Annotated in this window: 17 protein-coding genes; 5 read left to right on the top strand and 12 right to left on the bottom strand. The window is 74.0% G+C overall.

The window, feature by feature from the left end; translation table 11 throughout:
• Positions 1-37: 37 nt before the first annotated feature.
• Both AB0947_RS20290 and AB0947_RS20285 read right to left on the bottom strand, forming a co-directional pair.
• The gene (locus tag AB0947_RS20290) at positions 38-694 is read right to left on the bottom strand and encodes a response regulator transcription factor (protein ID WP_366751713.1); all 657 of its coding nucleotides are present in this window, start codon (positions 692-694) and stop codon (positions 38-40) included.
• Positions 695-708: 14 nt separating this feature from the next.
• Entirely contained in the window at positions 709-1,863 is a 1,155-nt protein-coding gene (locus AB0947_RS20285; RefSeq protein ID WP_366751712.1) for a histidine kinase, read from the bottom strand.
• Between the two features lie 107 nt (positions 1,864-1,970).
• On the opposite strand from AB0947_RS20285, the gene AB0947_RS20280 reads away from it, so the two are divergent.
• From AB0947_RS20280 to AB0947_RS20270, 3 genes are read left to right on the top strand one after another with little or no spacing between them, the layout of a single operon-like run.
• On the top strand, positions 1,971-2,891 hold the full coding sequence (locus tag AB0947_RS20280) for an ATP-binding cassette domain-containing protein (RefSeq protein ID WP_366751711.1): 921 nt from the start codon (positions 1,971-1,973) through the stop codon (positions 2,889-2,891).
• Between the two features lie 2 nt (positions 2,892-2,893).
• A complete protein-coding gene (locus AB0947_RS20275) occupies positions 2,894-3,604 on the top strand; it encodes an ABC transporter permease (protein WP_366751710.1) in 711 nt (236 codons plus the stop codon).
• Positions 3,605-3,649: 45 nt separating this feature from the next.
• Positions 3,650-4,093, top strand: a complete 444-nt coding sequence (locus AB0947_RS20270) for a hypothetical protein (RefSeq protein WP_366751709.1) — start codon at positions 3,650-3,652, stop codon at positions 4,091-4,093.
• Here the strand turns inward: AB0947_RS20270 and mug are convergent.
• The 6 genes from mug to AB0947_RS20240 all read right to left on the bottom strand — a co-directional run bounded on the left by mug (position 4,054) and on the right by AB0947_RS20240 (position 10,348).
• A complete protein-coding gene (gene mug, locus AB0947_RS20265; protein ID WP_366751708.1) occupies positions 4,054-4,584 on the bottom strand; it encodes a G/U mismatch-specific DNA glycosylase in 531 nt (176 codons plus the stop codon). The genes AB0947_RS20270 and mug overlap by 40 nt on opposite strands.
• Before the next feature lie 71 nt (positions 4,585-4,655).
• Positions 4,656-6,098, bottom strand: a complete 1,443-nt coding sequence (gene purB / locus AB0947_RS20260; RefSeq protein ID WP_366751707.1) for an adenylosuccinate lyase — start codon at positions 6,096-6,098, stop codon at positions 4,656-4,658.
• Positions 6,099-6,365: 267 nt separating this feature from the next.
• Positions 6,366-7,154: an SGNH/GDSL hydrolase family protein gene (locus AB0947_RS20255; RefSeq protein WP_366751706.1), complete on the bottom strand. Its 789-nt coding sequence runs from the start codon at positions 7,152-7,154 to the stop codon at positions 6,366-6,368.
• Positions 7,155-7,293: 139 nt separating this feature from the next.
• A complete protein-coding gene (locus AB0947_RS20250; RefSeq protein WP_366751705.1) occupies positions 7,294-8,313 on the bottom strand; it encodes a hemolysin family protein in 1,020 nt (339 codons plus the stop codon).
• Entirely contained in the window at positions 8,310-9,770 is a 1,461-nt protein-coding gene (locus tag AB0947_RS20245; RefSeq protein WP_366751704.1) for a hemolysin family protein, read from the bottom strand. The genes AB0947_RS20250 and AB0947_RS20245 overlap by 4 nt, the downstream gene beginning before the upstream one ends.
• A gap of 152 nt (positions 9,771-9,922) precedes the next feature.
• On the bottom strand, positions 9,923-10,348 hold the full coding sequence (locus AB0947_RS20240) for a GNAT family N-acetyltransferase (RefSeq protein ID WP_366751703.1): 426 nt from the start codon (positions 10,346-10,348) through the stop codon (positions 9,923-9,925).
• A gap of 142 nt (positions 10,349-10,490) precedes the next feature.
• On the opposite strand from AB0947_RS20240, the gene AB0947_RS20235 reads away from it, so the two are divergent.
• Together AB0947_RS20235 and AB0947_RS20230 are read left to right on the top strand one after the other, a co-directional pair.
• Positions 10,491-10,733, top strand: coding sequence for a toxin-antitoxin system HicB family antitoxin (locus AB0947_RS20235; protein ID WP_366751702.1), 243 nt, complete (start codon positions 10,491-10,493; stop codon positions 10,731-10,733).
• A gap of 4 nt (positions 10,734-10,737) precedes the next feature.
• On the top strand, positions 10,738-11,112 hold the full coding sequence (locus AB0947_RS20230) for a fic family toxin-antitoxin system, toxin component (RefSeq protein WP_103815754.1): 375 nt from the start codon (positions 10,738-10,740) through the stop codon (positions 11,110-11,112).
• Here AB0947_RS20230 and AB0947_RS20225 read toward each other — a convergent pair whose 3' ends face one another.
• The 4 genes from AB0947_RS20225 to bioB all read right to left on the bottom strand — a co-directional run bounded on the left by AB0947_RS20225 (position 11,113) and on the right by bioB (position 15,773).
• Positions 11,113-11,805, bottom strand: a complete 693-nt coding sequence (locus AB0947_RS20225) for a class I SAM-dependent methyltransferase (protein ID WP_366751701.1) — start codon at positions 11,803-11,805, stop codon at positions 11,113-11,115.
• 825 nt (positions 11,806-12,630) lie between these two features.
• Complete coding sequence (gene bioD, locus AB0947_RS20220) at positions 12,631-13,347, bottom strand: dethiobiotin synthase (protein WP_366751700.1); 717 nt, start codon at positions 13,345-13,347, stop codon at positions 12,631-12,633.
• Position 13,348: 1 nt separating this feature from the next.
• The gene (locus tag AB0947_RS20215) at positions 13,349-14,629 is read right to left on the bottom strand and encodes an adenosylmethionine--8-amino-7-oxononanoate transaminase (RefSeq protein ID WP_366751699.1); all 1,281 of its coding nucleotides are present in this window, start codon (positions 14,627-14,629) and stop codon (positions 13,349-13,351) included.
• A complete protein-coding gene (gene bioB, locus AB0947_RS20210; protein WP_366751698.1) occupies positions 14,622-15,773 on the bottom strand; it encodes a biotin synthase BioB in 1,152 nt (383 codons plus the stop codon). The genes AB0947_RS20215 and bioB overlap by 8 nt, the downstream gene beginning before the upstream one ends.
• Positions 15,774-15,785 lie beyond the last annotated feature (12 nt).

Genomic DNA, 15,785 nt, shown 5'->3' with positions numbered 1-15,785 from the left:
CCGCGAGCCCGGCGTGATCCAAAACGGAGGCCCCAGGTCACCCCGGTTCCACGAACCCGGACTCGTAGGCCGCGATCACCGCCTGGGTGCGGTCGCGCGCGCCGAGCTTGGCCAGCACGGCGCTCACATGAGACTTCACCGTCTCCGCGCCCACCACGAGCCGGGCGGCGATCTCCCCGTTCGACAGCCCCCGGGCCATCAGCCGCAGCACCTCGGCCTCCCGCTCGGTGAGCCGGGCACGCTCCAGCACGGTCCGCGCCGGCCGGGCGCCGTCGCCGTACCGGGCGGCGAGGCGTCGTACGGACGCCGGGAACAGCAGCGACTCGCCCTCCGCGACCAGCCGCACCGCGTGCGCGATCTCGGCCGGGCGGGCCCGCTTCAGCAGGAACCCGTCGGCGCCCGCGCGCAGCGCCTCGTACACGTACTCGTCGTCCTCGAAGGTGGTCACCACCAGGATCTTCGGTGGCTCCGCAACGGTGCGCAGCACCGCGCGCGTGGCCTCGATACCGTCCATCAGGGGCATCCGTACGTCCATGGCGACCACGTCCGGCCGCAGTCGCCGCACGAGCGGGATGACGGCCGCGCCGTCCGCCGCCTCGCCCACCACCTCGATGTCGGGCTGCGCCTCCAGCACGGCCCGCAGACCCGCGCGGACCAGGGGTTCGTCGTCGACGAGGAGTACGGTGACCGGCATCCGGCCAGCGTAGATCAGCCGGCCGGCAGCTCCGCGCGAACCTGCCAGTCGCCCTCGTCCGGGCCGGTCCGGGCGGTGCCGCCGAGCAGCGCGGCCCGCTCCCGTATGCCCCGCAGGCCGCTGCCCCGGCCGGGGCCGGGTACCGCTCCCGGCAGCGGATTGCGGACCTCCAGGGCGAGCGTCCCGTCGCCGACCGCGACCCGGACCCGCACCGGCACGGCCCCCGCGTGCCGCAGCACGTTGGTGAGCGCCTCCTGGAGGATGCGGTAGCCCTCGCGGGAGACCGGGCCCGGCACGGCCTCCACCGGACCCGTCACCTCGGCGTCGACCTTCGCCCCCGAGGCCCGCGCCGACTCCAGCAGCCGGCCCGCGTCGGCCAGCGTGGGCCGCGCGCTCACCGGCCGCTCGGCCTCCCGCAGCACGCCCAGCACCCGCTCCAGATCCTCCAGCGCCGCCCGGCCGGTCTCCTCGATGGCCCCCAGCGCCCGGTCGGTGAACTCCGGATCGCGCGCCGCGCGCGCCGCGCCCGCCTGCACCACGGCCACCGTCAGGGCGTGCCCGATCGAGTCGTGCAACTCCCGCGCGATCCGCGCGCGTTCCAGCAACTGCTCGGTGCGCTCCTCCAGCGCGGCCAGCCGCTCGGCCGACGACGGTCCGAGCAGCCGGCGCGCACCGGCGGTGACCAGCTTCCCGAACCCGACGACCAGCCCGTACAGGGCGAGCAGCGGCAGCGGCGCCAGCAGCGCCCAGGCGCGGTGCGCCGGCAACCGGTCCAGCAGCGGCACCCCGGCCGGCACCCCGCCCCAGGCACACCGCGCCAGTTCGAAGCTGAGGACGGGCAGCCACACCGAGGCGAACACGGTCACGGCGCCGAGGAGCATCCGCAGCTCCAGCCACAGCACCGTGCGCAGCCGGTCCCGCCAGGTCGCGGCCGGCGCCTCGGAGATGCCCGGCTCCGCCTCGCCGGGCGTGAGCAGCAGCCGCGCCTGCACACCCTCGCCCCGGCGCACCGCCGGCACCAGACCGAGCGGGAGGAGGAACAGCGCGGGCACCCAGGGGGCCGACGGGACGACGAAGAGCCAGACGCTGACCACCAGCATCGGCACCCACAGGTGCAGCAGGCGCGTGTACGTCGTCCCGCGCAGCAGCGGGCGCAGAAGGCGGACCATGGCCCCATCGTGGCAGGCGGCACCGACAACGGACCTCCCCCGCACGGGGGAGACGGTCTCCACCGGCGGGGGAGGAGCCGATCGCCGCTCCGGGCCAGGCTGTTGCCATGACCAGCATCGACGTACGGGACCTCACCAAGGAGCACGGCGGCCGGCGGGCGGTGGACCGCCTCACCTTCCGTGTGCGTCCCGGCCGGGTCACCGGCTTCCTCGGCCCCAACGGCGCCGGAAAATCCACCACCCTCCGCCTCGTCCTGGGCCTCGAACGGCCCACCGCCGGCACCGCCACGATCGGCGGCCACCCCTACCCCCGGCTGCGTGAACCCCTGCGCCGGGTGGGCGCCCTGCTCGACGCGGGTGCCGCGCACGGCTCCCGCAGCGCCCGTGACCACCTGCTGGCCCTCGCCGCGAGCAACCGCCTCCCGGCCCGCCGGGTCGACGCGGTCCTGGAGGAGACCGGCCTGGCCACCGTGGCGCGGCGCAGGGTACGGACGTACTCCCTCGGCATGCGCCAGCGGCTCGGCATCGCCGCCGCTCTGCTCGGCGACCCCGAGGTCGTCCTGCTCGACGAGCCCGCCAACGGACTCGACCCCGAGGGCATCGTCTGGATCCGCACGCTGCTGCGCCGGCTCGCCGCCGAGGGCCGTACGGTCCTGGTCTCCAGCCATCTCATGGGCGAGACCGCCGCCTTCGCCGACCACCTGCTGATCCTCGGCCGGGGCCGCCTGCTCGCCGACACACCGGTGCGGGAGTTCATCCACGCGCGCGTACGGCCCCATGTCCGCGTCCGCACCACCGACCCCGCCGCCCTCGGCGACCTCCTCGCCCGGCACGGCCACGACGCCTCCAGGGACGAGCACGGGACCTGGACGGTACGGCACGCGCGCGTGGACGACCTGGGCCGGCTGATGTCCGAGGCAGGCGTCCCCGTCCTGGAACTGTCCGCCCACGAGGCCACCTTGGAGGAGGCCTACCTCGATCTGACGGCGGCCGAGGCCGAGTTCACCGCCCAGCGCCAGGAGACCTGAGCATGTCCTTCGTACCCGCGCTCCACGCCGAGTGGATCAAGATCCGTACCCTGCGCTCGCTGCTGGGGGCCCTCGCCGCGGTCCTCGTGGCCACCGTCGCGTTCTCGGCGCTGGCCGCGACCGACACCGACGACGCCGACCCGCTGTTCTCGGTGTTCTTCGGCGTCAACTTCGGGCAGATCGCCGCCATCGCCTTCGGTACGACGGCTGTCGCGTCGGAGTTCCGGGGCGACGCGCTGCGGCTGACGCTCTCGGCGGTGCCCGACCGGGGGCGCTGGTTCGCCGCGAAGGCGGTGGCGATCGCGCTGCCGGCGCTGGCCGTCGGGCTGCTCACCGGATTCGTCACGCTCCTGGTGGGCCGGGCGGTGCTCGGCGCGTCCGCTCCCGGCTGGAGCGAGGGCGTGCGCGGCGCCGTCGGCTGCGGCCTGCACCTGACCCTGATGGCCCTGTTCGCCGCCGGACTCGCGGCCGTGCTGCGCAGCGCCGTCGCGACCCTCTCCGTGCTGATCCCGTTCCTGCTGATCGTCTCCTTCGTCGTCGGCGATCTGTCCGGCTCCGCCGCGGACTTCCTCCCCGACCGGGCCGGTCAAGTCGCCCTGCACAGCACCTGGGACGGCACCCTCGGCCCCTGGAGCGGGCTCGCGGTGAGCGCGCTGTGGGCGGTGACCGCCCTGGTGGCGGGCGGGTGGTGCGTGCGGCGCAGGGACGCCTGACTGACGCACCGCCAATTGTCAGTGCCCCCCGCTTTACTGGATCCCATGGACATCGCGAAGTGCCTGACCCTCATCGACCTGCTGTGCGCCCGGGCGTTCCCGTCGGCGCACGGCAGGACGGAGCACGGTGAGAGCGGGCCCGGCTACCACATAGCCGCTTTACGGACGAGCGAGGAGTTCTGGGAGGGCGACGGCAGCGCACGGGAGGAGACGGAGGCGCAGTACGAGGCCGACCGGGACGGCCTCGCGCAGCGGCTGGGGGAGCGCTGGGGCCGGCCACAGCGGTTCAGCCTGTACAGCGTGCTCGAACGGACGGTGGCGGGCGAGGACATCGCGGAGCCTTGGGCCGGGCTCAGCGGCCACGTCCCCGACGTCCACCTGTGGCGGGCGCCGGAGACGGGCCGCTGGATCGCCCTCGGTGTGTCCCAGTGGGACAGGGAGCTGCCGTTTCAGCTGCTCGGGATAGTGACGGAGACCGACCCGCCGTGACCGGGCGCGCCCGCCGCCTCCCGCAGCCGGGCGAACTCCTCCGCCATCGTGGCCGCCGTCCAGTGCGCGTTCAGTCCGCTGGGGTTGGGCAGCACCCACACCCGGGTGTCCCCGATCGTCCGCTCCTGCGGACCGACCCGGGCCGTGCGGTCACCGAAGGCGGCCCGGTAGGCGGTCACGCCGACCACGGCCAGCCACCCCGGCCGCAGCCGCGTCACCTTCTCGGTCAGCAGCCGCCCGCCCTCGACGTACTCCTCGGCGGTCAGCTCGTCGGCCCGCGCCGTCGCCCGCGCCACCACGTTGGTGATGCCGAGGCCGTACGACAGCAACTCCCGCTGCTCGGCGGGTTTCAGCAGCCGGGGCGTGAAGCCGGACAGGTGCAGCACCGGCCAGAACCGGTTGCCCGGGCGGGCGAAGTGGTGGCCGGTCGCGGCCGTCATCAGCCCGGGGTTGATGCCGCAGAAGAGCACGCGGAGGCCGTCCGCGACCACGTCCGGGACGAGACGGTCGCGGGCGGCCTCCAGCTCCGCCTTGGTGAAGCGCGGTGAGCGGGGTGTGCCGGTCAGAGGATCGCTCCCGGGGTGTAGCCGGCGGCCTCCGGGTGCTGCTTGACGATCTCCTCGACGCGGCCGAGGACCACACCGACCTGGTCGGCGGCGGCGCCGGTGAAGGAGAGCTTGTCGGCCATCAGCGCGGCCAGCTGCTCGCGGTCGAGCGGCAGCCGCTCGTCGGCGGCGAGCTTGTCGAGCAGGTCGTTGCGCTCCGCGCCCTGCTCACGCATCGCGAGCGCGGTGGCCACGGCGTTCTCCTTGATCGCCTCGTGGGCGACCTCGCGGCCGACACCGGCCCGCACGGCCCCCATGAGCACCTTGGTGGTGGCCAGGAAGGGCAGGTAGCGGTCCAGCTCACGGGCGATGACGGCCGGGAAGGCACCGAACTCGTCCAGGACGGTCAGGAAGGTCTCCAGCAGGCCGTCGAGGGCGAAGAAGGCGTCCGGCAGCGCGACGCGGCGCACCACCGAGCAGGACACGTCGCCCTCGTTCCACTGGTCGCCCGCCAGCTCGCCGGTCATCGAGGCGTAGCCGCGCAGGACGACCATGAGGCCGTTGACGCGCTCGCAGGAGCGGGTGTTCATCTTGTGCGGCATCGCCGAGGAGCCGACCTGACCCGGCTTGAAACCCTCGGTGACCAGCTCGTGCCCGGCCATCAGCCGGATCGTCTTGGCCAGCGAGGAGGGGGCCGCCGCCAGCTGCACCAGCGCGGTGACGACCTCGTAGTCCAGCGAGCGCGGGTAGACCTGGCCGACGGAGGTGAACGCCTGCGAGAAGCCCAGGTGCCGCGCGATCCGGTTCTCCAGCTCGGCCAGCTTCGCCGCGTCCCCGCCCAGCAGGTCCAGCATGTCCTGCGCGGTGCCGACCGGGCCCTTGATGCCGCGCAGCGGGTAGCGGGCCAGCAGCTCCTCCACCCGGCCGTGGGCGACGAGCAGCTCGTCGGCGGCGGTCGCGAACCGCTTGCCGAGGGTGGTGGCCTGCGCGGCCACGTTGTGCGAGCGGCCGGCCATGACCAGCTCGGCGTACTCGCCCGCGAGCTTGCCGAGGCGCGCCAGCACGGCCACCGTACGGTCGCGCATCAGCTCCAGAGAGAGCCGGATCTGCAGCTGCTCGACGTTCTCCGTGAGGTCGCGGGAGGTCATGCCCTTGTGCACGTGCTCGTGCCCGGCGAGGTCGTTGAACTCCTCGATCCGGGCCTTCACGTCGTGCCGGGTGACCTTCTCGCGCTCGGCGATCGAGGCCAGGTCGACGGTGTCGAGGACGCGCTCGTAGTCGGCGATGGCCTCGTCCGGCACCTCGATGCCGAGGTCCTTCTGGGCCCGCAGCACGGCGAGCCAGAGCCGGCGCTCCAGCTTCACCTTCTGCTCGGGCGACCAGAGCGTGGCGAGTTCGGCGGAGGCGTAGCGTCCGGCGAGGACGTTCGGGATGCGGGGCTTGGCGGGCGCAGGAGTCACGTGTCCAGAGTCTACTGGCGATTCGTGCAGGCCAGCGCCATGGGTGTGTTCGGCGGAAGCTACGAGACTCCGGTCACGTCGCCGGCACCGGCCGCACCCGTGCCACGGGCGCGGAGGCCGTGTGGCGGGGGCCCGGGCAGGTCCCGGCCCTCCCACGGCCGGCGGCGGCCCACGCGGACCGCGTCGGCGGGCGTGTGCTCCAGCCGGGGACCGGCCCGTGGACCCGGCCCGGGGCGCGGGTGACACGCGACGGTCGTGCCGGAGGGGCTACGCCTGGCCCTCGTACGGCAGCAGATCCGGTCGCTTCGGCGGGAGGCCGTCGCCCGAGGACCGGCCGGTCAGGCGGCGGCCTATCCACGGGAGCAGGTGCTGCCGGGCGAACCGGGCGTCCGCGACCCGGCGTGTGACCCAGCCCGGCGGGGTGGTCGCCGCCATCGGCACGTGCCACTCGGCGTCCTCGGCGTCGTGGCCGAGCGTCTGCCACACCGCCTCGGCGACCCGGCGGTGTCCCTCCGCCGTCAGGTGCAGCCGGTCCACGTCCCACAGCCGCGGGTCGGCCAGCGCGGGCGCCCCGTACAGGTCGACCACCAGGGCGCCGTGCTTCTCGGCCAGCTCGTCCACGCAGGCGAACAGCTCCTCCATGCGCGGCCGGAACCGCTCCAGCACCGGCCCCTGACGGCCGGGGCTGCGCATCAGCACCAGCTGCTTGCAGGACGGCGCGAGCCGTTCCACCGCCTCGGTGAGCAGGCCCCGGACCCGGCCCATGTCGCACTTGGGGCGCAGGGTGTCGTTCAGCCCGCCGACCAGGGTGACGACATCGGCGTCCATGGCCGCGGCCACCGGCACCTGCTCGTCGACGATCTGCCCGATCAGCTTCCCGCGCACGGCCAGGTTGGCGTACCGGAACCCGGGCGTGCGGGCGGCCATCCGCGCGGCGAGCAGATCGGCCCAGCCGCGGTAGGAGCCGTCGGGAAGCAGGTCCGACATGCCCTCGGTGAAGGAGTCGCCGACCGCGACGAGGCTGGTGTACGGGGGAGGTGCGGGGTTCGTCTGCATGGCGACAGAGATGGTATCCCGGGGCCGATACCTGCCGGTCGGTCGGCCCGCCCCTCCCGACCGGCCCAGCCGCTTCGGACAGCCGCGGGCCGGCACCGGCGCCCCCGGGAGCCACCGCTGCCGGCCCGCGTCAGCCCCCTCAGCCCTGCACCGGCTGGCCGAACAGTTCCCGCAGCACGTCCTCCATCGTCACGAGGCCCGCCAGCCGGCCGTCGTCGCCCAGCACGCCCGCCACGTGGGTGCGGCTGCCGCGCATCGCGGTGAGGACGTCGTCCAGCGGGGTGTTCTCGCGGACGCGGGCGATGGGCCGCATGTCGCCCAGGCGGAACGCCATGTCCCGTGGTGAGGTGTCCAGCGCGTCCTTGACGTGCAGGTAGCCCACGATCCGGCGGCCGGTGTCGACCACCGGGAAGCGGGAGAACCCGGACTCGGCCGACAGCCGCTCCAACTGCTCCGGGGTGACGCCCACGCGCGCGTAGACGACGCGTTGCAGCGGTACGACCACGTCCCGCACCGGCCGGCTGCCCAGTTCCAGCGCGTCGTGCAGCCGCTCCTGCGCACGGTCGTCGATCAGGCCGGCCTCGCTGGCGTCCTTGACGATCTCGGCCAGCTCCGCGTCCGTGAAGGTCGCCGCGACCTCGTCCTTCGCCTCCACGCGCAGCAGCTTCAGCAGCCCGTTGGCGAAGGCGTTGATCGCGAAGATCACCGGACGCAGCGCCCGGGACAGCGCGACCAGCGGCGGGCCGAGCAGCAGGGCGCTGCGCACCGGTTCGGCGAGCGCGATGTTCTTGGGCACCATCTCGCCCAGCAGCATGTGCAGATACGTCGCGAGGGTCAGCGCGATCACGAAGGACACGACGTGACCCGCGCTCGTGGGCACGCCCACCGCGTGGAACACCGGCTCCAGCAGATGCGCGATGGCCGGCTCGGCGACCACGCCCAGGACCAGCGTGCACAGCGTGATGCCGAGCTGGGCCGCCGCCAGCAGCGCGGACACGTGTTCCAGACCCCACAGCACGCTCCGCGCGCGCCGGTCGCCCTCCTGGGCCAGTGGGTCGATCTGCGAGCGGCGCACGGAGATCAGCGCGAACTCGGCGCCGACGAAGAAGGCGTTGACGACGAGGGTCGCCAGACCGATCAGCAGCTGTACGGCGGTCATCGCGTCCCCTCCCGCGTCCCGCGGTGCCCCTCGGTCCCACGGCGTCCTTCGCCCCGGCGGCGCTCATCGGCCCCACGGGATCCCCCCGGCCCCTCAGCGCGATCGGGCCGACCGGTGCGATCGGTTCCGTCGGGCCCGACGGGCCGTTCGTCGTCCAGCGGCGCGTGCATCAGCACCCGGGCGGCCCTGCGGCCCGAGGCGTCGACGACGTCCAGCAGCCAGCCGGCCACCTCGACGCTGTCACCGGCGGCGGGTATCCGGCCCAGCTCGGTGGCGACCAGGCCGGCCAGGGTCTCGTACGGGCCCTCCGGCACGCGCAGCCCCACGCGGGCGAGCTGGTCGGTGCGGGCGGCTCCGTCCGCCGCGTACAGGGCCCGGCCCCGCTCGTCCGCGCCCGCGGGGGCGAGGTCGGGCGTCTCGTGCGGGTCGTGTTCGTCCCGCACCTCGCCGACGACCTCCTCCACGATGTCCTCCAGGGTGGCCACCCCGGCCGTACCGCCGTACTCGTCGATGACGACGGCCATGGTGCGCCTGCCGCCGAGCCGGTCCAGCAGCCGGTCGACGGTCAGGGACTCGGGCACCAGCAGCGGCTCGCGCATCACCTGCGCGACCGTGCGGTGCTGCCGCTGGTCGGCGGGAACCGCCAGCACGTCCTTGATGTGGGCCGTGCCGACGACCGAGTCCAGGCTGCCCCGGTAGACCGGGAACCGGCTCAGGCCGGTCGCCCGGGTGGCGTTGGCCACGTCCTCGCAGGTGGCCTGGGTGTCCAGGGCGATGACCTGGACACGCGGTGTCATCACGTTCTCCGCGGTGAGGTCGGCGAGGTTCAGCGTCCGGACGAACAGCTCGGCGGTGTCCGCCTCCAGGGCGCCCTCCTTGGCCGAGTGCCGGGCGAGCGCGGCCAGCTCCTGCGGCCCGCGCGCGGAGGCCAGCTCCTCGGCGGGCTCGATGCCGAGCCGGCGCACGAAGCGGTTGGCGGTGTTGTTCAGGTGGGTGATGAAGGGGCGGAAGGCGGCGCTGAACAGGCGCTGGGCGTTGCCGACCCGCCGGGCCATGGTCAGGGGCGAGGAGATCGCCCAGTTCTTGGGCACCAGCTCGCCGACGACCATCAGGACCACCGTCGACAGGGCCGTGCCCAGGACCAGCGCGGCCGAGCTCGCCGTGGTCCGGGACAGACCCGCCGCCTGGAACGGCCCGGCGAGCAGCTTGGCGATCGACGGCTCGGCGAGCATGCCGACCACCAGGTTGGTGACGGTGATGCCGAGCTGCGCGCCGGACAGCTGGAAGGTCAGGTTCCGTACGGCCTTCAGGGCGCCTGCGGCACCCCGTTCGCCACGCGCGGCGGCCCGCTCCAGCTCGCCGCGTTCCACCGTGGTCAGCGAGAACTCCGCCGCCACGAAGGCGCCACAGGCCAGCGACAGCAGGATCGCCAGCAGAAGGAGGAGCACTTCGGTCATCGGTTCACCCCCGTCCCAGGATCGGACAGGGTTCGGAAGAACGCGCGGTATCGCGGACTGGGAGGCTCGCCCATGGGCGGACGCTCACAACCTTTCATAGAGGGCCGAGTGCTCCCTCAAGGGTAAAGGATGAGCAAAGATGCGTTCCGGTCTCAGTCCGTGAGCGGTTTCACCCAGCGCCGCCACTGCTCCTCCGGCCCGTACCCGGCCGCTCCCCAGGCGTGGTGCGCGGTCTCGTTGCGCACCAGCACCATCGCGTCCGCGCGCCGCCCGCCGAGCCGTACGAACCGCTCCTCGGCGGCCCCCAGCAGCGCCGAGGCGATGCCCTGCCGCCGCCGCTGCGGGTGCACCGCGAGCCGGTACAGATGGCACCGCCAGCCGTCGAAGCCGGCGATCACCGTGCCGACCAGCTCGCCGCCCAGTTCGGCGAGGATCAGGGCCCCGGGGTCGCGGTCGGTCAGCCGCTCCACCCCGGCGCGGTCGTCGCTGATGCTGGTGCCCTCCGCGGCCGTCCTCCAGAACGCGAGGACGGCGTCGAGATCGTCGGACACGGCGGCGCGCAGAGGCAGATCAGTCATGCGCTCATCGTGATCGGTGCCGTCCGCGCATCACTCCGGATTCCGTCATGCGGACGGGGCGCGCGGCCGTGGTGCGAGGGTGGTCCACCTCGCTTCCGTGCGCCCTTGCCGCCGCTAGCGTTCCGGCGCTAGCGTCGGGGGTATGGCGAAGACCCAGCTGAACGTGCGCGTGGACGAGGGCACCGCCCGAGCCGCCCGCGAGCGCGCCCTGGCCCGCGGCATGAGCGTCAACCGCTACATCGAAGAGCTGGTCAGACAGGACGCCGGCGAGGCGGGCCGCACCTTCGTCGAGGCCGCCGCCGACTTCATGAAGCAGTACGAGGCCGTGTTCGCCGAGGAGTTCGCCGAGAACCGCGGCACCGACACCGGTGAAGACCGCCGCTGATCCCTTGAACGATCTCAGCATCGACCTCGCCTGGCTGCTCATGCTCGCCGAGCAGAAGACCCCGGGGGACCCGCAGGTCACCGACTGGGGCGCCCTGGTTGCCGCCGTCGCCCGGCACCGGGCCGAGATATTCGGCGTGCCCGTGTACGACACCCCGCACGCCCGCGCCGCCTCCCTGCTCCAGCTGCTGATCCACGTCCCGGCGCTGGAACGCGCCAACGCACTGTTCGCCTCCGCGGTCGCCTACGCCTATCTGGTCGCCAGCGGCGAGAAGGTCGCCACCACACCCGAGCAGGTCCGGGACCTGGCGCGGCTGGTCAAGGACGGCTCCGCGAGCGTCGACGACATCGCGCGGGAGCTGCGCGGCTGGAGCCTGTGATCAGCGGGCCGCCGGCTCCTCCGGCCGCCAGGCGACGCCGAGCGCGCAGGAGGAGGCCGGCAGCGTGCGCCGCCTCTCCGGCAGCAGTACCCGGCGGTACGGGCCGAGGCGGAATCCCGCGGCGCGCAGCGCGGAGACCGGCTCCCGGGACAGGTGACAGTTACCGTTCAGCACCGGCCACAGGGTGCGGTCCAGTGTCTGCTGGGTCACCGTCATCATCCGGCCGCCGCCCCGCCCGTGCTCGAAGAACCGCACCTCGCCGCCGGGCCGGAGCACCCGCCGTACCTCGCCGAGCGTCCGCGCGACATCCCGCACGCTGCACAGGACCAGCGACAGTACGGCCGCGTCGAACGCCTCGCTCTTGACCGGCAGGGCCTCCGCCGCGCCCGGCACCACGTCGACCGGCACCTCGGCGCGCAGCGCGGACTCCAGCGCCAACTGCCTGAGCAGCGACTCCGGTTCGATCGCGACGACCTCCGCGACGGTACCGGGATAGTGCCGGAAGTTCAGTCCGTTGCCCGCGCCGATCTCGATCACCCTCCCGGACAGCCCGGCGAGCAGCCGCTCCCGCATCCCGGCCATCCCGAGCCGGGACTCGGCGCCGACGCTGATCCGGGCGTAGTACCGAGCGAACAGCGGATGGTGGACGGGACCCCGCGCCACCTGGCCGGAACGGGTGGACAGCAGCCGCATGGCAACCTCCCTGGACAGCACACCCCTGGGGAGAGTGTCCCCACACCCGCCCCGACGCACCCCACCGATGAGCCTGCGGCACGCCCGGCCGGGCACAGGGCCGACCACCGCAGGCCCGCCCGGCGCGGGCGCCCGTCGCCAGGCGGAGGCTCGGCGGCGCTGCGCCGGGCAGGCCGGTGCCGGCACTGCTGCGGCGCGCCGAGGATGCCCAGACCCGGCCCGGCGCGGCTATCCCGCCGTCCTCGGCTGCCCGGTACGGCTGCGGTGCACCGTCGATGTCCGGGCCGGGCTCGGTGCCGATACCTCCCGCCGGCCTCGGCTTCTGGGCACCGCTGAGGTGCGCCGCGGACGCCCGGGCCTGGTACGTCATCGGTGTCCTGCTGGCCTGGGCTGCCAAGCACCGCTGTGGTGCGCCGCTGGCCCGAGCCGTCCGGCCGTTGCGATGCGCCGCCGACGCCCGGACCCGGTACGGCAGCGCTGCCTTGCCGGCCCGGGCTGCTCGGCACCGTTGTGATGCGCCACTGGCGCCGAAACCGGCACGGCAGCGATGTCCCGCCGGACCCGCCGGTCAGGCACCGCTGAGATACCCGCCCGACGCCGGACCCGGTACGGCAGCGCTGCCCCGCCGGTTCCGGGCTGCTCGGCACCGTTGTGATGCGCCACTGGCGCCGGAACCGGCACGGCAGCGATGTCCCGCCGGACCCGCCCGTCAGGCACCGCTGAGATACCCGCCCGACGCCGGACCCCGGCACGGCAGCGCTGCCCCGCCGGCCTGGGCCGCCAGGCGCCACCGCGGCGTCCCGCCGGGGCCCGGATCCGGTGTGGTTACGGTGTCTGCCGCACCCGGAACGCCTCCGCGTCCCAGGTGCCGTCCAAGCGGGGGGACAGCCAGGTCGGGGCGGCTGTGCGGAACTCCGCGGGGGGCAGGGTGCCGGCGCCGGCGGGCAGCGCGCCGAGCAGGGGGGCGGCGGCGACCTCCGGCAGGTCGGCCACGTTGCAGCGGGTGGCGAGATCGGGCGTGGCGGGCCAGCTGCCGATCACCACACCGGCCAGCTCCAGCTCCCGCCGCCGTAGTTCACGTGCCGTCAGTTCCGTCACGTTGAGCGTGCCGAGCCCGGCCTGGGCGACGACCAGCACCGGCGCCCCGAGCAGCTTGGCCGCGTCGGCCAGCGTGCCGCCGGCCGCGTCGAAGCGGACGAGCAGCCCGCCCGCCCCCTCGACCAGCACCAGATCGTGCTCGGTGGCCAGCTTGGCGGCCCGCTCGGCCACCTCGTGCGGGTGCACCGGTGCCATCCCGGCCCGCCGGGCCGCCGTACCCGGCGCCAACGGCTCGGGGAAACGCGCGAGTTCACCAGCCGTGACCGGCCCGACGAGGCGCGCGACCTCGTCGGCGTCCCCGCGCTCGTCCGGCCCCACACCCGTCTGGGCGGCTTTCAGCACGGCCACCGAGCGCCCGGCCGCGAGGGCGGCGACGGCGACGGCGGCGGTGGTGACGGTCTTGCCGATCTCCGTGCCCGTCCCCGTGATCACCAGTACCGGCATGTCATCCCTCCCGCGCCGCGGCGCACACCGCGCGCGCGATCCGTGCCACGTCCTCGTCCGAGGTGACGTACGGCGGCATCGTATAGATCAGGTCGCGGAACGGGCGCAGCCACACGCCCTCCCGCACGGCGGCGTCCGTCGCGGCCTTCATGTCCACCGCGTGGTCGAGCTGGACGACCCCGATCGCGCCGAGGACGCGGACGTCCCGCACCCCGGGCAGGCCGAGCGCCGGCGCCAGGCCGTCCCGCAGGGCCGCCTCGATCCGCTTGACCTCGGCGAGCCAGTCCTGGCCCCGCAGCAGCTCGACGGAGGCGCAGGCCACGGCCGCGGCCAGCGGGTTGCCCATGAACGTCGGTCCGTGCGCGAGCACCGGCACCTCGCCCCGCGAGATGCCGTCGGCGACCCGCGCGGTGCACAAGGTGGCCGCCATGGTGAGATAGCCGCCGGTCAGCGCCTTGCCCACGCACATCACGTCCGGGCTGACGGACGCGTGGTCCGCCGCGAACAGCGCGCCGGTGCGGCCGAAGCCGGTGGCGATCTCGTCGAACACCAGCAGCACGTCGTGCGCGTCGCACGCCTCGCGGAGCACCCGCAGGTAGGCGGGGGAGTGGAACCGCATCCCGCCCGCGCCCTGCACCACCGGCTCCACGATCACCGCGGCCAGCTCGTCGGCGTGCCGCGCGATCAGCTCGCGCAGGTGGTCCGCGTACGCCTCCTCGTACTCGGCGGGCGGCGCGTCCGCGAACACCTGGCGGGGCAGCACACCGGTCCACAACTGGTGCATCCCGCCCTCGGGATCGCACACGGACATCGGGTTCCAGGTGTCACCGTGGTAGCCGCCGCGCCAGGTCAGGAGCCGCTGCTTGCCCGGCCGGCCGAGCGAGCGCCAGTACTGCAGGCACATCTTCACGGCGACCTCGACCGACACGGACCCCGAGTCGGCCAGGAAGACGTGCTCCAGGCCGTCAGGCGACATGTCGACAAGGAGCTTCGCGAGCCGGACGGCGGGCTCGTGCGTGAGCCCGCCGAACATGACATGGCTCATCCGCCCGAGCTGCTCGCGCACGGCCTCGTCGAGGACCGGGTGGCGGTAGCCGTGGATGGCCGACCACCACGACGACATGCCGTCGACCAGTTCGCCGGACCCGTCCGCCAGGCGCAGCCGGACCCCGCTCGCCGCCTCCACGACGAGCGGTTCCGCGCGGCCGGGCATCGGGCCGTACGGGTGCCACACGTGCCGCCGGTCCAGTTCCAGCAGCTCCGGCACGCCGAGTTCAGGCATTGGGCGCGAGGTCCGTCCCGGCGCCCCGGCGGCGGACCGCGACCAGGTCGGTGCGCGGCTCGCCCGCCACCGCCGGCGCCGGCCCGCAGACGCCGCCGCCCTCGTGGCAGCCCCCGGTGTCCCCGCAGGCCGCGGCCTCCGCCCGGTGCTCCGGCAGCGTCACCTGGTCGGCGCCCTCCACCTCGAACCCGGCGTCCGCGATCATCTCCAGGTCGGCCTTGCCGGCCTGGCCCTCGCTGGTCAGGTAGTCGCCGAGGAAGATGGAGTTGGCCAGGTGCAGTGCCAGCGGCTGCATCGTGCGCAGATGGACCTCGCGGCCGCCCGCGATCCGGACCTCGACGTCCGGGCAGACGAACCGGACCATCGCGAGGATCCGCAGGCAGCGCTGCGGGGTGAGGTTCCACTCCTTGGCCAGCGGGGTGCCCTCGAACGGGATCAGGAAGTTCACCGGAACGGAGTCCGGGTCCAGCTCCCGCAGCGAGAACACCACGTCGACCAGGTCCTCGTCGCTCTCGCCCATGCCCGCGATCAGCCCGGAGCAGGCGGACAGTCCGGCCGCGTGCGCCTTCTGCACCGTGTCCACCCGATCGGCGTACGTGTGCGTGGTGGTGATGTCCCCGTACGTGGACTCCGAGGTGTTGAGGTTGTGGTTGTACGCGTCCGCGCCGGCCTCGCGCAGCCGTTCGGCCTGGCCGTCGGAGAGCAGGCCGAGGCAGGCGCACACCTCGACGCCCTCGTTCTGCTCCTTGATGGCCTTGATGGTCTGCGAGACCCGGTCCACGTCCCGGTCCGTCGGCCCGCGTCCGCTGGCCACCAGGCAGACCCGCTTGGCGCCGCCCGCGAGGCCCGCGGCGGCGGCCTGGGAGGCCTCGTCCGGCTTGAGCCAGGTGTACTTCAGGATGTCGGCCTTGGAACCGAGCCGCTGGGAGCAGTACGAGCAGTCCTCCGGGCACAGGCCCGACTTGAGGTTCACCAGATAGTTGAGTTTCACCCGGCGCCCGAACCAGTGCCGGCGCACCTTGCCGGCCGCGGCCACCACGTCGAGCAGGTCGTCATCGGAGGTGGCCAGCACGGCGAGCGCTTCCTCGCGGGTCGGCAGCTCGCGCCGAAGCCCCTTGTCCACCAGCGTGTTCAGCAGGTCCATGAGCCCTGATCC

Origin of the sequence: Streptomyces sp. NPDC047841, from assembly GCF_040704085.1 — a bacterium.
GTDB lineage: Bacteria > Actinomycetota > Actinomycetes > Streptomycetales > Streptomycetaceae > Streptomyces > Streptomyces argyrophylli.
The sequence above is the reverse complement of the archived record's forward strand: the minus strand, read 5'-3'. Positions and strand labels throughout refer to the sequence as shown.

Coding starts and splice junctions, on each gene's coding strand:
- AB0947_RS20290 (WP_366751713.1), bottom strand. CDS start 694: ATGCCGGTCACCGTACTCCTCGTCGACGACGAACCCCTGGTCCGCGCG.
- AB0947_RS20285 (WP_366751712.1), bottom strand. CDS start 1,863: ATGGTCCGCCTTCTGCGCCCGCTGCTGCGCGGGACGACGTACACGCGC.
- AB0947_RS20280 (WP_366751711.1), top strand. CDS start 1,971: ATGACCAGCATCGACGTACGGGACCTCACCAAGGAGCACGGCGGCCGG.
- AB0947_RS20275 (WP_366751710.1), top strand. CDS start 2,894: ATGTCCTTCGTACCCGCGCTCCACGCCGAGTGGATCAAGATCCGTACC.
- AB0947_RS20270 (WP_366751709.1), top strand. CDS start 3,650: ATGGACATCGCGAAGTGCCTGACCCTCATCGACCTGCTGTGCGCCCGG.
- AB0947_RS20255 (WP_366751706.1), bottom strand. CDS start 7,154: ATGCAGACGAACCCCGCACCTCCCCCGTACACCAGCCTCGTCGCGGTC.
- AB0947_RS20250 (WP_366751705.1), bottom strand. CDS start 8,313: ATGACCGCCGTACAGCTGCTGATCGGTCTGGCGACCCTCGTCGTCAAC.
- AB0947_RS20245 (WP_366751704.1), bottom strand. CDS start 9,770: ATGACCGAAGTGCTCCTCCTTCTGCTGGCGATCCTGCTGTCGCTGGCC.
- AB0947_RS20240 (WP_366751703.1), bottom strand. CDS start 10,348: ATGACTGATCTGCCTCTGCGCGCCGCCGTGTCCGACGATCTCGACGCC.
- AB0947_RS20235 (WP_366751702.1), top strand. CDS start 10,491: ATGGCGAAGACCCAGCTGAACGTGCGCGTGGACGAGGGCACCGCCCGA.
- AB0947_RS20225 (WP_366751701.1), bottom strand. CDS start 11,805: ATGCGGCTGCTGTCCACCCGTTCCGGCCAGGTGGCGCGGGGTCCCGTC.
- bioD (WP_366751700.1), bottom strand. CDS start 13,347: ATGCCGGTACTGGTGATCACGGGGACGGGCACGGAGATCGGCAAGACC.
- AB0947_RS20215 (WP_366751699.1), bottom strand. CDS start 14,629: ATGCCTGAACTCGGCGTGCCGGAGCTGCTGGAACTGGACCGGCGGCAC.
- bioB (WP_366751698.1), bottom strand. CDS start 15,773: ATGGACCTGCTGAACACGCTGGTGGACAAGGGGCTTCGGCGCGAGCTG.